Below are 14982 nucleotides of genomic sequence, written 5' to 3'. Positions count from 1 at the left end.
GGGGCGCGCCGAAGCGTGCCCCTTGGGTTTTGGTTGCGTCGGCGTTAGCCGCGCAGCAGCATGTACAGGCGGAACAGGTAGATCAGCAGCAGGGCAGACACCAGGTTGCTCAACGCGGTCAACACCACGCTGGCGACGTTCGGCGTCAGCACTGACAGATGGCTCACCAAAAACAGCACCAGCAGCTTGGCCGCCAGCCACAGCATCATCGCCGGCACGATCACGCGCGCATTGGCGAAGGCCAACTTGCTGCTCAGCTTGAGCGAAGCGAACACGCCTTTTTTATCGACGGAGGCGATCACCGGCGCCAGCGCGAAGGCGATCGCCATGAGCACGCCCGGCACCACAAACAGCGTCAGGCCGAGCTGGATCAGCAGGGTGCAGATAAACAGCAGCAGCAGCAGACGCGGCAGATCGGGCGCCGAGGCACCGAGCGCGCGCAGGGCGCTGGTGCGTTCCCCTTGCGACACCAGACGGATCAGCGTCAGCATCCCGCCGACCAGCAGCACGTTGCCGACCAGCGCGGAGAAGGTGGCGGCCGCCGACACTTTCAGCAACACCATCTGCTGTTCCGGCGTCATCTGCTGGATCACTTCCTGAATGCCCATACCGGTAGACGAAGCGAAATCGCTGGTGGTGGCAGCGAGCGTCGCCAACTGTTCGGCATCGGGGCTGAAGGCCTGATTCAGCAGCACGGAGATAAACGCCGTCAACAGCGCCAGCATCAGGATGCTGGCCAGTTGGTTGCGTAAAAAGTTAAAACTGTCACGGTACAAAGCGTTGGCCGTGATAGGCATGCAGACTCCTTGGCGTCGGGAAAACAGAGATAAATCAGTGGGTGATTGTACCCTGTTCCACGCCGCTGTGGCACCCCGCGAATTGCACTACGCCTATTTCTTCAACGATCGTCGTCTCAGGCAGCGAGAGCGGCAGGGGCACCGGCAGGGGCGGCAGCCCGTAGCGTTCCCGGGCGCGATCGCAGGCTTCGTTGCGCAGGCCGTTTTCGCCGGACTGATCGAACTCTCTGCACGGGCTGGGCCGATTGAGGTAGATCGAGCAGGACACGGCTTTGCCGATCTCGCCGTCCAGCGCGTTGCAGCGGGGGGACTTGCTGTTGGTCCCCTGCATGCAGCGCAGGAACGGGCTCAAAGGCTCCGTTAAGGAAAGGGGAACGGTGCCGCCGCCGTCTTCGGCTTCGGCCCAATAGAATGACACTCGAAAATAACCGCAGCATGCGCCGCAGCTGACACAGGGATTAAGGATTTCGCTCATCTTGATTGCCCACCGACTCCTTACGGCACCAACCAAAACCAACACGGAAAATGAAATTACCTCAGCCGCATTTTTCTCCGCAACCGAAATTTGAACATGTAGATAATTTGCAACAAAATCGATTTTTTGATGCAGATCAATCCTTGATTTATTAAGCGGTTAGGTAACCTTGTTTTTAGTGGGATTTTAAATTTTTACACATAAGATGTGATCTCGATGGGATCACAAATACCCGAAAGTAGGTATATTCCCCCTCGAGCGATTAACCACACAAATGGAATGGATAATGAAAAAGACAACTCTGGTGGTATTGGCGACGATGATGGCGCCTATGTTGGCAAGTGCGCATCAGGCCGGTGATTTCCTGTTCCGCGCGGGCACCGCAACGGTGCGTCCAAATGCGGGTTCGGACAACGTATTGGGGTTGGGTTCGCTGGATGCGAAAAATAACACCCAGCTCGGTCTGACCTTCGGTTACATGGTGACGGACAACATCGGCGTTGAGTTGTTGGCCGCAACGCCATTCCGCCACAAGGTTACGCTGGGCGGCACCGATCTGGCGACCGTTCACCAATTGCCGCCTACGCTGATGGCGCAATACTACTTCGGCGACAAGCAGGACAAACTGCGTCCTTACCTGGGCGTCGGCGTTAACTACACCACCTTCTTCGACGAGAAGTTCAACGACTACGGCAAAAGCGCCGGGTTGAGCAATCTCGACCTGAAAGACTCCTGGGGTGTGGCGGCGCAGGCCGGCCTGGATTACAACCTGGATGAACACTGGATGCTGAACATGTCGGTGTGGTGGATGAACATCGAAACCAAAACTCGCTTCAACGATGCGAATGGCGGGCACCACAGCTTCGATACGCGTCTGGATCCGTGGGTGTTCATGTTCGGGGCGGGTTATCGCTTCTGATGAAGGCCGCAATCAGGGAGGCGTTGCGCCTCCCTGTGTCGGTATTATTTAATCTGCATTACGTTTTCAACCGATTTCACACCGGCCACGCCGCGTGTGACCTGCACCGCACGGTTGGCGTCATCGCTGGACGTCACAAAGCCGCTCAGCTGCACGCGACCTTTAAAGGTTTCCACGCTGATCTCGCGCGACTTGATGTTTTTATCCGCCAACAGTGCCGATTTCACTTTGGTGGTGACTACGGTGTCATCGATATAACCGCCTGTTCCCTCTGATTTTGCCGTCGGCGCGCAAGCGCTCACCGCGACCGCCACAACGGCTGCCATGCACAAGGCTGAAAGGGTTTTAAACAGCTTCATAAATTACTCTCCATGCAATGTTATGGTTGAAATTCGCTACGGTTTTTCGCCGCAGCGAGCGCATTCCCCAAATCAAACGAAGAAATGCATAGCGAACAAACTTCATTGTGAGACAAGACCTGAGTTTGTTCAAATTTTTGCTGTAAATAAATGGAATAAACTTTGAGGGGAAACAAGCTGTTAAAGCGAGCGCCGGCGGGGCGCTCGCTGGAGAGGATCACGCCCGGGTGGCGCGCTTCATACTGCTGGCGAAGGCCGCCAGCTTGGTCAGCATCTCCGCCGGGTTGGCATGGTGCTGTTCGATGATTTTGACGATTGCCGAGCCGGAGATCGCGCCGGCGGCCCCGGCCTGCAGCGCGGCCTTCACCTGCTCGGGTTCGGAGATGCCGAAACCCTGCAGCGGCGGCGCGGCGTGATACTCGCGCAGTTTGTTCACCAAGTGATGCAGCGGCAGCTGAGCCCGGCTTTCGGTGCCGGTCACCCCGGCGCGCGACAGCAGATAGGTGTAGCCGCGGCCGTGCGAGGCGATTTCACGCAGCAGATCGTCATCGGCGTTCGGTGGGCAGATGAAGATCGGTGCGATACCGTGGCGCGCGGCGGCGGCGCGGAACGGCGCAGACTCTTCAAACGGCACGTCGGCGACCAGCACCGAATCCACGCCCACTTCGGCGCAGCGTTGGTAAAACGCATCGATGCCTTTATGGAACACCAGGTTGGCGTACATCAGCAGGCCGATGGGAATGGTCGGGTGCTTCTGGCGGATGGCCGCCAACATCTCGAAGCACTGGGTCGGCGTGACGCCGGCGGCGAAGGCGCGCAGCGTCGCGCTTTGGATGGTCGGGCCATCCGCCAGCGGATCGGAGAAGGGGATGCCCAGCTCCAGCGCGTCCGCGCCGGCTTCGATCAGGGTGTCGATAATCTGCAGCGACAGCGCCGGATTAGGATCGCCCAGCGTCACGAACGGGACGAAGGCGCCTTCCTTGCTGCTTTCCAGACGCGTGAACAGTTGCTGATAACGTTCCATCAGATTTCTCCCCGTGCTTTCAAAATGTCGTGAACGGTAAATATGTCTTTGTCGCCGCGGCCGGACAGGTTGACCACCAGGATCTGCTCTTTCTGCGGCGTTTCACGGATCATTTTCAGCGCGTGCGCCAGGGCATGTGAGGATTCCAGCGCCGGGATGATGCCTTCATGGCGCGACAGTGCCTTGAACGCTTCCAGCGCTTCGTCGTCGGTTATCGACACGTATTCGGCGCGGCCGGTGCTGTTCAGGTAGGCATGCTGCGGCCCGACGGACGGGAAGTCCAGCCCGGCGGAAATCGAATAGGACTCTTCAATCTGGCCTTCGGCGGTCTGCATCATCGGCGCCTTCATGCCGAAGTAGATGCCGACGTGGCCGTGCTTGAGCGGTGCGCCGTGCTGGCCGGTTTCGATGCCCAGACCGGCGGGTTCCACCCCGATCAGCCCAACGTCGGCGTCATCGATAAAGTCGGCGAACATGCCGATGGCGTTGGAGCCGCCGCCGACGCAGGCGATAACCGCATCCGGCAGGCGGCCTTCGCGCTCCAGCACCTGCGCTTTGGTTTCTTCGCCGATCATGCGCTGGAATTCACGCACGATGGTGGGGTACGGGTGCGGGCCGGCGGCGGTGCCGAGCATATAGTGCGCGGTTTCATAGCTGCCGGACCAGTCGCGCAGCGCTTCGTTGCAGGCGTCTTTCAGGGTGGCGGAGCCGCTGTGCACCGGGATCACTTCCGCGCCCATCAGCCGCATGCGGAACACGTTCGGCGACTGGCGCTCGACGTCTTTGGCGCCCATATAGATGCGGCACTTCAGGCCGAGCAGCGCGCAGGCCAGCGCCGACGCGACGCCGTGCTGGCCGGCGCCGGTTTCCGCGATGATCTCGGTTTTGCCCATGCGCTTGGCCAGCAACGCCTGGCCCAGCACCTGGTTGGTCTTGTGCGCGCCGCCGTGCAGCAGGTCTTCACGCTTCAGATAAAGCTTGGTGTTGCTGCCGGCGGTGAGGTTTTTGCACAGCGTCAGCGCCGTCGGGCGGCCTGCGTAGTTCTTCAGCAGATCGATAAATTCCGCCTGAAATGCCGGATCGCGCTGGGCGCTGACAAAGGCTTCTTCCAGTTGTTTCAGGGCCGGCATCAGAATTTGCGGCACATACTGGCCACCAAATTCGCCGAAGTAGGGGTTAAGCAGCGTCATGAGATTTCCCGTTATTATCCGTTATTAATATAGAGCCGTATTCAGTAGGCGCGCAGGGTCTGGAAGACCGAGGCCAGGCGCGCGGGATCTTTGATGCCCGGTTCGCTTTCCACGCCGGAGTTGAAGTCCAGCCCGGCGCAGCCGAGCTTGGCCGCATCGACGCAGTTGTCGGCGCGCAGGCCGCCCGCCAGCATCACGTTAGTCAGATCTTCGCCTTGCAATACCGACCAGTCGAAGCGTTGGCCGGTGCCGCCGGCGCCGTTGTCCAGCAGATAGCGATCGACATGCTGCAGATCGCGCGCCGGCACCCGATCTTTCACGCTCAGCGCTTTCCAGATGCGGCAATCGGCCGGCAGGCGGGCGCGCAGGGCGCTGATATAGGCCTGGTCTTCCGCGCCGTGCAATTGCACCGCATGCAGCCCGAGGCGCTCAACGGTCAACGCCACGGTATCGACCTGGGCGTCGCAGAACACGCCGACGTACTTCAGCGGCGCGCCGGAGATCACTTCGCGGGCGCGGGTGATGTCCACATAGCGCGGTGAACGCCCAACGAAAATCAGCCCGCCGTAGATGGCGCCGGCCTGATAGGCGGCGGCGGCGTCCTGCGGACGGGTCAGGCCGCACACTTTGTTGTCGCCCAGGATCACGCGGCGCACGGCGGCGCGCAGATCGGCTTCCGACATCAGCGCGCTGCCGATCAGGAAACCGTTGGCGTAATGGCTCAGCTCGCGGATCTGCCCGTAGTTGTTGATGCCCGACTCGCTGATCACCGTCACGCCATGCGGCACGCGCGGCGCCAGTTGACGGGTGCGGTTCAGATCGATGCTCAGATCGCGCAGATCGCGGTTGTTGATGCCGACCACGCGCGCTTCCAGCGCGATCGCGCGCTGCAGCTCTTCTTCACTGATCACTTCGGTCAGCACGCCCATGTTCAGGCTGTGAGCCACCGCGGCCAGCTGGCGGTACTGTTCGTCGGTCAACACCGACAGCATCAGCAGGATGGCGTCGGCCTGATAGTAGCGCGCCAGGTAAATCTGATACGGGTCGATGATAAAGTCTTTGCACAACACCGGTTGGCTGACGGTTTTACTGACCAGCGGCAGGAAATCGAAGCTGCCCTGGAAGTATTTCTCGTCGGTCAGCACCGAGATCGCCGAGGCGAAGTCTTTATAGACCGTGGCGATCTCCACCGGATCAAAGTTCTCGCGAATCAGCCCCTTGGAAGGCGAGGCCTTCTTGCATTCGAGAATGAAAGCCGTCCGGGTGCCCTGCAGCGCGTGGTAGAAGCTGCGTTCGCTCGGTACGATGTCATTCTGAAAGCCGGCCAGGGGCTGTTGCTGTTGTCGCGCCGCGATCCATTGCGCTTTGTCGCGGACAATCTTGTGTAGCACGGTTTCCTGCATCATTTATCCTCTTGCCGCCAGTGCGATGACACGCTCATAGGCCTGCCCGCTGTTGATCATATCCAGTGCCTGCCGCGCATTTTGGCGCAGGTCTTCATGTCCGAATAACTTCAGAAGCAACGCGACGTTGGCCGCGACCGCCGCGGCGTGCGCCGGCTCGCCTTTACCTTGTAACAGCCGCGCCAAAATGTCACGGTTTTCTTCCGGCGTGCCGCCCAGCAAGGCTTCCAGCGGATAGGTTTCCAATCCGAAGGACTGCGGTGTGAGCTGGTAGCTGCTGATTTCGCCGTTGTTCAATTCCGCCACGTGCGTCGTGGCGTGGATCGCCACCTCGTCCATGCCGCCGCCGTGAACCACCGCCGCACGCTGATAACCCAGCACGCGCAGGGTTTCGGCAATCGGCAGCACCAGTTCCGGGCTGTATACGCCGATCAGCGCCAGCGGCGGACGCGCCGGGTTGATCAGCGGGCCCAGCACGTTGAACAGCGTGCGGGTCTTCAGCTGCTGGCGCACCGGCATGGCGTGGCGAAAACCGGTGTGGTACTGCGGCGCGAACAGGAAACACACGCCGAGATCGTCCAGCGCCTTGCGCGCTTCTTCCGCCGGCAGATCCAGGCGGATGCCGAACGCCGCGAGCAGATCCGAGGAACCGGAGCGGCTGGAGACGCTGCGGTTGCCGTGCTTGGCGATCTTCGCGCCGCACGCCGCCGCCACGAAGGCGCTGGCGGTGGAAATATTGATGCTGTTGGTGCCGTCGCCGCCGGTGCCGACGATATCGGCGAACGGGTAGTCAGGGCGCGGGAACGGCTGAGCGTCGTCCAGCAGCGCTTTGGCGGCGCCGGCGATCTCTTCCGGGCGCTCGCCGCGAACTTTCATGCTGATCAACGCCGCCGCCAGTTGGCTCGGCTCCAGTTCGCCGCGCACGATGGCGCTGAATAGCTGTTGGCTTTCCTGCTGGCTCATCGACTCGGCGCGGTACAGTTTCTCAAGAATAGGTTGCATCGTCGTGTTCCTTATATTACTTCGCCAGCGCCCAGGCCAGGGTCTGCTCAAGCAGGCGCGCGCCGTGGGTGGTCAGAATCGATTCCGGGTGGAACTGGAAGCCGCACACGCGGCGACGGTCGTCGCGCACCGCCATCACCATCTCGCCGAAACGGGCGTTGACGGTAAGATCGGCCGGGATATTGCTGCCGACCAGCGAGTGGTAGCGCGCCACCGGCAGGGGGTTAGCCATGCCGGCGAACATGCCTGCGCCATCGTGAACGATTGCCGAGGCTTTGCCGTGCAGGATCTCGCCCGCCTGGCCGACCTGGCCGCCGTAGGCTTCGACGATCGCCTGGTGACCGAGGCAGATGCCGATGATCGGCAGCCGGCCGCGCAGGCGCTGCAGCAGTTCCGGCATGCAGCCCGCTTCGGACGGCGTGCCGGGGCCGGGCGACAGCATCAGCACCGGCTGGGTCATGTGTTCCAGGCGTTCGATGATCACCTCGGCGGCGATCTGGTTACGGTAAATCACCACCTGGTGGCCGCTGGCGCGCAGCTGATCGACCAGGTTGTAGGTAAAGGAGTCGACGTTGTCGAGCAACAGGATATCGGCCATCAGAACACCTCCTTGGCATGGTGCGCAGTGGCGATGGCGCGCAGCACGGCACGGGCTTTATTACGGGTTTCGTCGGCTTCCGCCTGCGGGATGGAATCCAGCACCACGCCGGCGCCGGCCTGCACGGTGGCGATGCCGTCTTCAACGTAGGCGGAACGGATGACGATGCAGGTATCCAGATCGCCGGTGGCGGTGAAGTAGCCCACCGCGCCGCCGTAGCTGCCGCGGCGCGTGCCTTCGGAGGCGGCGATCAGCTGCATCGCCCGTACTTTCGGCGCGCCGCTCAGGGTGCCCATGTTCATGCAGGCCTGGTAGGCGTGCAGCACGTCGAGATCGGCGCGCAGGGTGCCCACTACCCGGGAAACCAGGTGCATGACGAACGAATAGCGGTCCACCTTGGTCAGGTCGGCCACGTAGCGGCTGCCGGCCTGGCAGATGCGCGCCAGATCGTTGCGCGCCAGATCGACCAGCATCAGGTGCTCGGCCAGCTCTTTGTGGTCGGTGCGCATTTCCAGCTCGATGCGGCTGTCGAGATCCAGATCCAGCGAACCGTCCTTACTCCGGCCGCGCGGGCGAGTGCCGGCGATCGGGTAGATTTCGATTTGGCGATTGCCCGCGTCGTATTTCAACGCGCTCTCCGGTGAAGCGCCGAACAGGGTGAAGTCATCATCCTGCATGAAGAACATGTACGGGCTGGGGTTGTTGTCTTTCAAGGTCTGGTAGGCCGCCAGCGGCGCCGGGCAAGGCAGGGAGAAGCGGCGCGACGGCACCACCTGGAAAATCTCGCCCTGACGGATAGCCTCTTGCAGCCCGCTGACCACCGCGCCGTACTCTTCATCGCTCTGGTTGCAGCTCAGCTGCATATTCTCCAGCGTTTGATGCGGGATCGGCTGCGGGGTTTGTTGCAACTCGGTCTGCAGCTGTTCCAGACGTTGCTGCAAACGCTGCGCTTCACTCGCCTGCTCGCTGAAGACGCTGGCCTGCAGACGGGCCGTACCGCGTTGGTGATCCAGCACCAGCAGGGTTTCCGCCAGATAGAAGCAGAAGTCCGGGCAGCGCTGATCCTGGCGCAGCGCCGGCAGGTCTTCGAAACCGGCGACCAAATCGTAGGCAAACAGGCCGCCCAGCATCACGGCTTCGCGCTCGTCCGCCGGGGAGTCCACCAGGGTCAGCAGCGTGCGCAGCGCATCGAACACCGACAGTGAGCGCAAGCGGGCGTCTTCGTCCTGCACCGCGTCGATCGCCGGGAAGGTCAGTTCGCGGCCGTTGGGGCGCGCCTGATTGCGCACCTCGGGTGGCAGCGCTTCGTCCAGCAGCGGCAGCAGCGCTGCGCCGTTGGCGGTCAGCGCCTGCACGCTGACGGTATGACCCAGTGCGGTAATGCGCAGCGCGCTGTCAATCACCAGCAGGCTCTGCAGATTCTGTTTGCTGTTGATTTCCGCCGATTCCAGCAGCAGGGTGGCCGGACGGGCACCGCACAGCTGGTGGAAAATGGTGGTGGGGTCGCCCCGGTAGCTGGCTTGCGCCTTCAGCAATGTCAGTTGTGGTTTGGTGTTCATCATCGGTGGTTCCAGTGAATTCTGTCCATAAAAAAGCCCGCATCAGGTGCGGGCTCAGGAAATCTGCATTGTCAGATGACAGCTATGCGCGATTACACCGCCCGCAAGAGGGAGGTACGCCACCAACCGTGAAGAGAAATATATTTGTTCATTTGCCGACTCTCTCTGTTAACGCTCATCTGACACGGCCGTTGCCGTGAACTTGTGTACTAGTTAACTGGTTCGCGGCGGCAAAGTCAACCCTCTTTTTGCACAATGTTTTAGCGGGCAGCGTGAATTCTATTCATCATCCGCCTGGCGCCTGCGGCCAGGGCAGAATAGATTTCCGTCCGGCCGCCGATCGCGGGTATGATAGAAATCCAAGCCATTGCCGGATAACCGTTTTGACAGACAGTAACCCCCAATCCACCGCTTTTACTCTGTACGACCTCCACAGCCACACGACCGCCTCCGACGGCTACCTGACGCCGACGCAGCTGGTGCAGCGGGCGGTCGAGATGCGCGTGGGCGTGCTGGCGATCACCGATCACGATACCACCGCCGGGTTGGCCGAGGCCGCCGCCGCCATTGCGGAGCAGGCGTTGCCGCTGCGGTTGGTCAACGGGGTGGAAATCTCGACGCTGTGGGAAAATCATGAGATCCATATCGTTGGATTGGGCATGGACGTCGCGCACCCGGCGCTGGTGGCGCTATTGGCGGAACAAACCGAACGCCGCAATCGCCGTGCGCAGGAGATCGGCGTGCGTCTGGGCAAGGCGCGCATTCCCGACGCCTATGCCGGCGCCCAGCGGTTGGCGGGGGCCGGTGCGGTGACCCGCGGCCATTTCGCCCGTTACCTGGTGGAGATAGGCGTGGCGGACAACATGGCGCAGGTGTTCAAGAAATACCTGGCCAAGGGCAAAACCGGCTACGTGCCGCCGCAGTGGTGTACAATAGAACAAGCCATTGATGCGATTCATCAATCGGGCGGTCAGGCGGTGATGGCGCATCCCGGCCGTTACGATCTGACCGCGAAGTGGTTGAAACGTTTGCTGGCGTATTTCGCCGAACACGGCGGCGACGCCATGGAAGTGGCACAGTGTCAGCAGGCGCCGCATGAGCGCTCGCAATTGGCGAAATACGCCCAGGACTACCGCCTGTTGGCCTCGCAAGGCTCTGATTTTCATCAGCCTTGTTCGTGGATCGAACTGGGCCGCAAACTGTGGCTGCCGGGCGGCGTCGAGCCGGTGTGGCGCGATTGGCCGCAGCCGGGCGAGGCGGTCTGATTTTACGCGCGTGGCAACGCGCGCGGGCATCATTTTAGGAGCAAGTTATGAGTCAGCTTTTTTATATTCACCCGGACAACCCGCAGCCGCGTTTGATTAACCAGGCGGTTGACGTGCTGCGCAAGGGCGGGGTGATCGTTTATCCCACCGATTCCGGCTATGCGCTGGGTTGCATGCTGGAAGAGAAGGCGGCGATGGAGCGCATTTGCCGCATCCGTCAGCTGGACGGCAACCACAACTTTACCCTGATGTGCCGCGATCTGTCCGAGCTGTCGACCTACGCGCACGTCGATAATACGGCGTTCCGCTTGATCAAAAACAATACGCCGGGCAACTACACCTTCATTCTGAAAGCGACCAAGGAAGTGCCGCGCCGTCTGATGAATGACAAGCGCAAAACCATCGGCCTGCGCGTGCCGTCGAACCCGATCGCATTGGCGCTGCTGGAGGCGTTGAACGAACCGATGATGTCCACCACGCTGATGCTGCCGGGCAATGACTTTGCCGAGTCCGATCCGGAAGAGATCAGCGATCACCTGGGCAAGGTGGTCGATCTGGTGATCCACGGCGGCTTCCTCGGCCAACAGCCGACGACGGTTATCGATCTGACCGAATCCTCACCGGAAGTGGTGCGTGAAGGGGCGGGTGACGCGGCGCCTTTCCGTTGATGTCAATTGTTGCCACCTTGCCCATTGTCTGAAAATCGGCTGAAGCGACGCTATTTCGCATGAAAGCCGCTATTCTTGAATACTTCAGAATTGATAATGGGCAGGATGCGCAGCAATGATTAAACAGGTTTCTTTTTTAGCGGCCTTATTATTTTCCTCAATGGCAAATGCGGGGTTTTATTCGGGCAGCGGTTTGCTGGCGGAATCCGGCGGTTACGTAAAAAATAAAAGCGGTGAAGCCACCGTGGCCGAAGCGCTGAATGGCGGCATGTTCATGGGATACGTCGCCGGCGTATTCGATACCTATTCCATGCAGGGCAATCGCAATATTTGCCCCGAAGCCGGGATGAGCATCGGCGTAGCCGCCGACGCGGTGATGCAATATTTGAACGAGCATCCTGAGCAGCTGCATTATTCCGCACCGTCGGTGATCATGCTGGCGTTAAGCGCCGCCTATCCCTGCGTCCGCCATTAAGTTCCTATTCCAATTCGTGCGCATTTTTTCATAAGGTGCGCTCGGACTCTTTCCGCACGAACTTCAATAGATCAATGCCTGCTGCACTGTCACCTTATCCCCGTCGGCATTTCCCGAACGGGTCGGGGAGAGACGCGCAGGAGGTAATATGACCGCATTTCACAGCGCCAACATGGCGCTCGACTATCAGGATATCGGCTCAGGGCCGCTCACGTTGGTGTTGCTGCCCGGCTGGTGCGAGCCGAAAACCGTATTTGAGCCGTTCATCGCTCTGGCCGCCGAACGCTATCGGGTGATCAGCATCGACTGGCGCGGCCACGGCCTGTCGTCAAAAGCGGCGGGGATGTCGCTGGCGGCGGACGATTTGCTGGAAGATGTGCGTCAGCTGCTGGCGGCGCTGCGTTTGGACAACGTGATCACCCTGTCAGTGGCGCACGCCAGCTGGCTGGCGGTGGCGCTGGCCGAAGCGTTGCCGCAGCGGATACGGGGCATGGTGTTTCTCGACTGGATTATGACGCAGCCGGAGCCGGCGTTCTTTACGGCGGTGAGCCGCATGCAGCAGCCGCAGCAGTGGCTGGCGGCGCGCGACGCCTTGTTCGACTTCTGGCAGGGCGGCATCCGCCACGATCGGGTCAAACGCCATCTGGAGGTCGAGATGGCGCAGGAAGATTACCGGCTCTGGCGTGCCGCCGGCGTGGCCATCGAACAGGCCTACCGGCAATTCGGCTCGCCGCTGCAACGCCTGGCGGGAATGAGCGCGCCGCCGCCGTGCCGGCATATTTACTCGTTGGATCGCCGCGACGACTATCTGCGGGAGCAGCAGGCATTTGCCGCCGATCAGCCGTTTTTCTCCGTGGTACGGTTAGGGGAGGCTCGTACTCACCTCGGCATTCTGGAACGGCCCGACGCGGTGCTGTGGGCGGTGGAGGATTTTTTGTCCATCGCCCTCAAATAACAGGATGGCGCTATTATACTGGCTGTCGAAATCGTTACGGCACCCCTGAATTAAGAGGTCATAATGTCATTGAAAAAGCACTTGGAGCAACTGTTCAATTATAAGCAATGGGCGGATGCGGAGGCCTTCGCCGCCATTCGAAAAGTGGACGCCGATGCTTGGCCTAAGCAGCGTCATTTGATGCTTCGCTTGATGAATCATATCTATGTCGTCGATCAGATTTTTATCGCCAATTTGCAAGGGCAACGCCATGGCTATACGGCGTTGAACACCCAAGAAACCCCAACGTTGGAAGCGCTGGAAGAGGCGATGTTGGCCAGCGATCGTCGCTACCTCGCGTATATCGCTTCGCTGAGCGAAGCGCAACTGGATGAGCGCATTCATTTTATCTTCGTCGACGGCGGCCCTGGGGATATGCTGCGACGGGAAATGTTGGCGCACGTTGAACACCATGGCTGCTACCACCGTGGTGCGGTGGGATGGCTGATTACTGAAAGTGCTGTCAAAGCGCCACAGGATGTTTTGACCGTGTTTGTACGCGATGGGGGTGTAGCTTAATCGTCGAACGCTATACCAACATAACGCAGACAGGAGGATGCGGTGGCCGAAACCCACCGATAAAGTGGGTTTCAACACCTTAGAAAGCCTGTATAATGCGCGGTTCGATCCTGATAAACGTATTATTACCGTGGTGGCGCTTGGCCGCGGCGGTTATCCCCCCGACGCCTGTGAAGGCGACATTAGAGGTTGCTCAATGAGCGAAAAGTTACAGAAAGTTTTAGCGCGCGCCGGGCATGGCTCGCGTCGTGAAATCGAAACCATGATTGAAGCCGGGCGCGTCAGCGTCGACGGCAAGGTCGCCAAGCTGGGCGATCGCGTTGAAGTGACGCCGGCGATGAAAATTCGTCTGGACGGTCATGTCCTGTCGATCAAAGAATCCGAAGAGGTGGTTTGCCGGGTGCTGGCTTACTACAAACCGGAAGGCGAGCTGTGTACCCGCAGCGATCCTGAAGGTCGCCCGACGGTGTTCGATCGCTTGCCTAAGCTGCGCGGTTCACGCTGGGTGGCGGTAGGGCGACTGGACGTCAACACCTCCGGTCTGCTGTTGTTCACCACCGATGGCGAACTGGCCAACCGTCTGATGCACCCGAGCCGAGAAGTGGAGCGCGAGTACGCGGTGCGCGTGTTCGGCCAGGTTGACGATGCGAAAGTGAAGCAGCTGAGCAAGGGCGTGCAGCTGGAAGACGGCCCGGCCGCCTTCCGCACCATCAGCTTCCAGGGCGGAGAAGGCCTCAACCAGTGGTACAACGTGACCCTGACCGAAGGCCGTAACCGTGAAGTGCGTCGCCTGTGGGAAGCGGTGGGTGTGCAGGTTAGCCGCCTGATCCGCGTGCGCTACGGCGACATCGATCTGCCGAAAGGCCTGCCGCGCGGCGGCTGGGCCGAGCTGGATCTGCCGGCGATCAACTACCTGCGCGAGCTGGTGGAATTGAAGCCGGAAACGGTCAGCAAAATGCCGGTGGAGCGTGAACGCCGCCGCGTGAAGGCCAACCAGATCCGCCGCGCGGTCAAGCGCCACTCTCAGGTGGCCGGCAGCGGCCGCCGCAGTGCGCCAGGCAGCAAGCCGGGTAAACCGGGCAAGCCAAGCAAACGCAGCTAATCCCTCATTCTGGCCCCGTTCGGGGCCAGAACTTTTTGTTACCAATCGATCCCCTGTTGCGCCTTCACGCCTGCATCGAACGCGTGTTTCACCGGCCGCATCTCCGTGACCGTATCCGCCAGTTCCAGCAGATCGCGATGGCAACCGCGCCCGGTCAAGATCACCGTTTGGTGCGCAGGGCGCTCCAGCAACGCTGCCTTCAGCTCTTCCAGTTCCAGATAGCCGTAGGTCAGCATGTAGGTCACTTCGTCCAGCAGCACCAGATCCAGGCTGCTGTCGGCCAGCATGCGTTTGCCGTGCTGCCACACCGCCTGACAGGCGGCGGTATCGCCGGCTTTATTCTGCGTCTCCCAGGTAAAACCGGTGGCCATCACCTGGAATTCAACGCCGTGTTGCTGCAGCAGGTTTTTTTCGCCATTGGGCCACTCGCCCTTGATGAACTGGATCACCCCGGCGCGCATGCCGTGGCCAACCGCCCGGGTGACGGTGCCGAAGGCGGCCGTGGTTTTACCCTTGCCGTTGCCGGTAAACACCAGCAGCAGGCCGCGCGTGTCCTGCGCGGCGGCGATGCGGGCATCGACCTGTTCTTTCAGGCGCTGCTGGCGCTGTTGATGACGATCTTCCGCCATGAAA

At 60.7% G+C, this 14982-nt stretch carries 15 protein-coding genes, 1 pseudogene and 1 other annotated feature; of the genes and pseudogenes, 7 read left to right on the top strand and 9 right to left on the bottom strand.

From position 1 onward, the window contains the following. Positions 1-44 precede the first annotated feature (44 nt). Both AWX27_RS16415 and AWX27_RS16410 read right to left on the bottom strand, forming a co-directional pair. Positions 45-797, bottom strand: coding sequence for a YciC family protein (locus tag AWX27_RS16415; RefSeq protein ID WP_049232944.1), 753 nt, complete (start codon positions 795-797; stop codon positions 45-47). A 34-nt stretch (positions 798-831) separates the two neighbouring features. Next, on the bottom strand, positions 832-1272 hold the full coding sequence (locus AWX27_RS16410; RefSeq protein WP_060423779.1) for a YkgJ family cysteine cluster protein: 441 nt from the start codon (positions 1270-1272) through the stop codon (positions 832-834). 286 nt (positions 1273-1558) lie between these two features. Here AWX27_RS16410 and ompW point away from each other — a divergent pair, with 286 nt between their 5' ends. After that, positions 1559-2191 carry an outer membrane protein OmpW gene (ompW, locus tag AWX27_RS16405; protein ID WP_019452715.1) on the top strand — a complete coding sequence of 211 codons (633 nt, stop codon included), beginning with the start codon at positions 1559-1561 and terminating at the stop codon, positions 2189-2191. 44 nt (positions 2192-2235) lie between these two features. Here the strand turns inward: ompW and AWX27_RS16400 are convergent, their stop codons facing one another. The 6 genes and pseudogenes from AWX27_RS16400 to AWX27_RS16370 form a co-directional block, all read right to left on the bottom strand. Then, on the bottom strand, positions 2236-2550 hold the full coding sequence (locus tag AWX27_RS16400) for a BON domain-containing protein (protein WP_025303053.1): 315 nt from the start codon (positions 2548-2550) through the stop codon (positions 2236-2238). Between the two features lie 217 nt (positions 2551-2767). After that, positions 2768-3574, bottom strand: coding sequence for a tryptophan synthase subunit alpha (trpA, locus tag AWX27_RS16395; protein ID WP_038877280.1), 807 nt, complete (start codon positions 3572-3574; stop codon positions 2768-2770). Continuing rightward, positions 3574-4764 (bottom strand): tryptophan synthase subunit beta, encoded by a 1191-nt coding sequence (gene trpB / locus AWX27_RS16390; protein WP_033634762.1) that lies wholly within the window; start codon positions 4762-4764, stop codon positions 3574-3576. The genes trpA and trpB overlap by 1 nt, the downstream gene beginning before the upstream one ends. Before the next feature lie 41 nt (positions 4765-4805). Beyond that, entirely contained in the window at positions 4806-6167 is a 1362-nt protein-coding gene (gene trpCF, locus AWX27_RS16385) for a bifunctional indole-3-glycerol-phosphate synthase TrpC/phosphoribosylanthranilate isomerase TrpF (RefSeq protein ID WP_080432917.1), read from the bottom strand. 3 nt (positions 6168-6170) lie between these two features. Then, positions 6171-7767: pseudogene (trpD, locus tag AWX27_RS25380) on the bottom strand (bifunctional anthranilate synthase glutamate amidotransferase component TrpG/anthranilate phosphoribosyltransferase TrpD). Further along, positions 7767-9329, bottom strand: a complete 1563-nt coding sequence (locus AWX27_RS16370; protein WP_060423772.1) for an anthranilate synthase component 1 — start codon at positions 9327-9329, stop codon at positions 7767-7769. Before AWX27_RS16370 ends, trpD begins: the two are co-directional and overlap by 1 nt. A 24-nt stretch (positions 9330-9353) precedes the next feature. Beyond that, positions 9354-9457 (bottom strand) — a sequence feature (Trp leader region). A 252-nt stretch (positions 9458-9709) separates the two neighbouring features. On the opposite strand from AWX27_RS16370, the gene AWX27_RS16365 reads away from it, so the two are divergent. The 6 genes from AWX27_RS16365 to rluB all read left to right on the top strand — a co-directional run bounded on the left by AWX27_RS16365 (position 9710) and on the right by rluB (position 14349). After that, positions 9710-10591: an RNase RNM gene (locus tag AWX27_RS16365; protein ID WP_049232948.1), complete on the top strand. Its 882-nt coding sequence runs from the start codon at positions 9710-9712 to the stop codon at positions 10589-10591. A gap of 47 nt (positions 10592-10638) precedes the next feature. After that, positions 10639-11259, top strand: a complete 621-nt coding sequence (locus tag AWX27_RS16360) for an L-threonylcarbamoyladenylate synthase (protein ID WP_049232951.1) — start codon at positions 10639-10641, stop codon at positions 11257-11259. Between the two features lie 115 nt (positions 11260-11374). Beyond that, on the top strand, positions 11375-11734 hold the full coding sequence (locus tag AWX27_RS16355) for a Rap1a/Tai family immunity protein (protein ID WP_016927523.1): 360 nt from the start codon (positions 11375-11377) through the stop codon (positions 11732-11734). A 148-nt stretch (positions 11735-11882) separates the two neighbouring features. Then, positions 11883-12689, top strand: a complete 807-nt coding sequence (locus AWX27_RS16350) for an alpha/beta fold hydrolase (protein WP_060423769.1) — start codon at positions 11883-11885, stop codon at positions 12687-12689. Positions 12690-12752: 63 nt separating this feature from the next. Further along, entirely contained in the window at positions 12753-13247 is a 495-nt protein-coding gene (locus AWX27_RS16345) for a DinB family protein (RefSeq protein WP_060423766.1), read from the top strand. A 196-nt stretch (positions 13248-13443) separates the two neighbouring features. Continuing rightward, entirely contained in the window at positions 13444-14349 is a 906-nt protein-coding gene (rluB, locus tag AWX27_RS16340; RefSeq protein WP_025303042.1) for a 23S rRNA pseudouridine(2605) synthase RluB, read from the top strand. A gap of 38 nt (positions 14350-14387) precedes the next feature. On the opposite strand, the gene cobO is transcribed toward rluB, so the two are convergent. Further along, complete coding sequence (gene cobO / locus AWX27_RS16335; RefSeq protein ID WP_033647573.1) at positions 14388-14978, bottom strand: cob(I)yrinic acid a,c-diamide adenosyltransferase; 591 nt, start codon at positions 14976-14978, stop codon at positions 14388-14390. Positions 14979-14982 lie beyond the last annotated feature (4 nt).

Origin of the sequence: Serratia sp. 2880STDY5682894 (genome assembly GCF_001537385.1) — a bacterium.
Classification (GTDB): Bacteria; Pseudomonadota; Gammaproteobacteria; order Enterobacterales; family Enterobacteriaceae; genus Serratia; species Serratia nevei.
This window is presented reverse-complemented; position numbering and strand designations above follow the sequence as displayed.

Excerpts from the sequence above, each read along its gene's own strand:
- AWX27_RS16415 (WP_049232944.1), bottom strand. The coding sequence starts at position 797 with ATGCCTATCACGGCCAACGCTTTGTACCGTGACAGTTTTAACTTTTTA.
- AWX27_RS16410 (WP_060423779.1), bottom strand. The coding sequence starts at position 1,272 with ATGAGCGAAATCCTTAATCCCTGTGTCAGCTGCGGCGCATGCTGCGGT.
- ompW (WP_019452715.1), top strand. The coding sequence starts at position 1,559 with ATGAAAAAGACAACTCTGGTGGTATTGGCGACGATGATGGCGCCTATG.
- AWX27_RS16400 (WP_025303053.1), bottom strand. The coding sequence starts at position 2,550 with ATGAAGCTGTTTAAAACCCTTTCAGCCTTGTGCATGGCAGCCGTTGTG.
- trpA (WP_038877280.1), bottom strand. The coding sequence starts at position 3,574 with ATGGAACGTTATCAGCAACTGTTCACGCGTCTGGAAAGCAGCAAGGAA.
- trpB (WP_033634762.1), bottom strand. The coding sequence starts at position 4,764 with ATGACGCTGCTTAACCCCTACTTCGGCGAATTTGGTGGCCAGTATGTG.
- trpCF (WP_080432917.1), bottom strand. The coding sequence starts at position 6,167 with ATGCAGGAAACCGTGCTACACAAGATTGTCCGCGACAAAGCGCAATGG.
- AWX27_RS16370 (WP_060423772.1), bottom strand. The coding sequence starts at position 9,329 with ATGATGAACACCAAACCACAACTGACATTGCTGAAGGCGCAAGCCAGC.
- AWX27_RS16360 (WP_049232951.1), top strand. The coding sequence starts at position 10,639 with ATGAGTCAGCTTTTTTATATTCACCCGGACAACCCGCAGCCGCGTTTG.
- AWX27_RS16355 (WP_016927523.1), top strand. The coding sequence starts at position 11,375 with ATGATTAAACAGGTTTCTTTTTTAGCGGCCTTATTATTTTCCTCAATG.
- AWX27_RS16350 (WP_060423769.1), top strand. The coding sequence starts at position 11,883 with ATGACCGCATTTCACAGCGCCAACATGGCGCTCGACTATCAGGATATC.
- AWX27_RS16345 (WP_060423766.1), top strand. The coding sequence starts at position 12,753 with ATGTCATTGAAAAAGCACTTGGAGCAACTGTTCAATTATAAGCAATGG.
- rluB (WP_025303042.1), top strand. The coding sequence starts at position 13,444 with ATGAGCGAAAAGTTACAGAAAGTTTTAGCGCGCGCCGGGCATGGCTCG.
- cobO (WP_033647573.1), bottom strand. The coding sequence starts at position 14,978 with ATGGCGGAAGATCGTCATCAACAGCGCCAGCAGCGCCTGAAAGAACAG.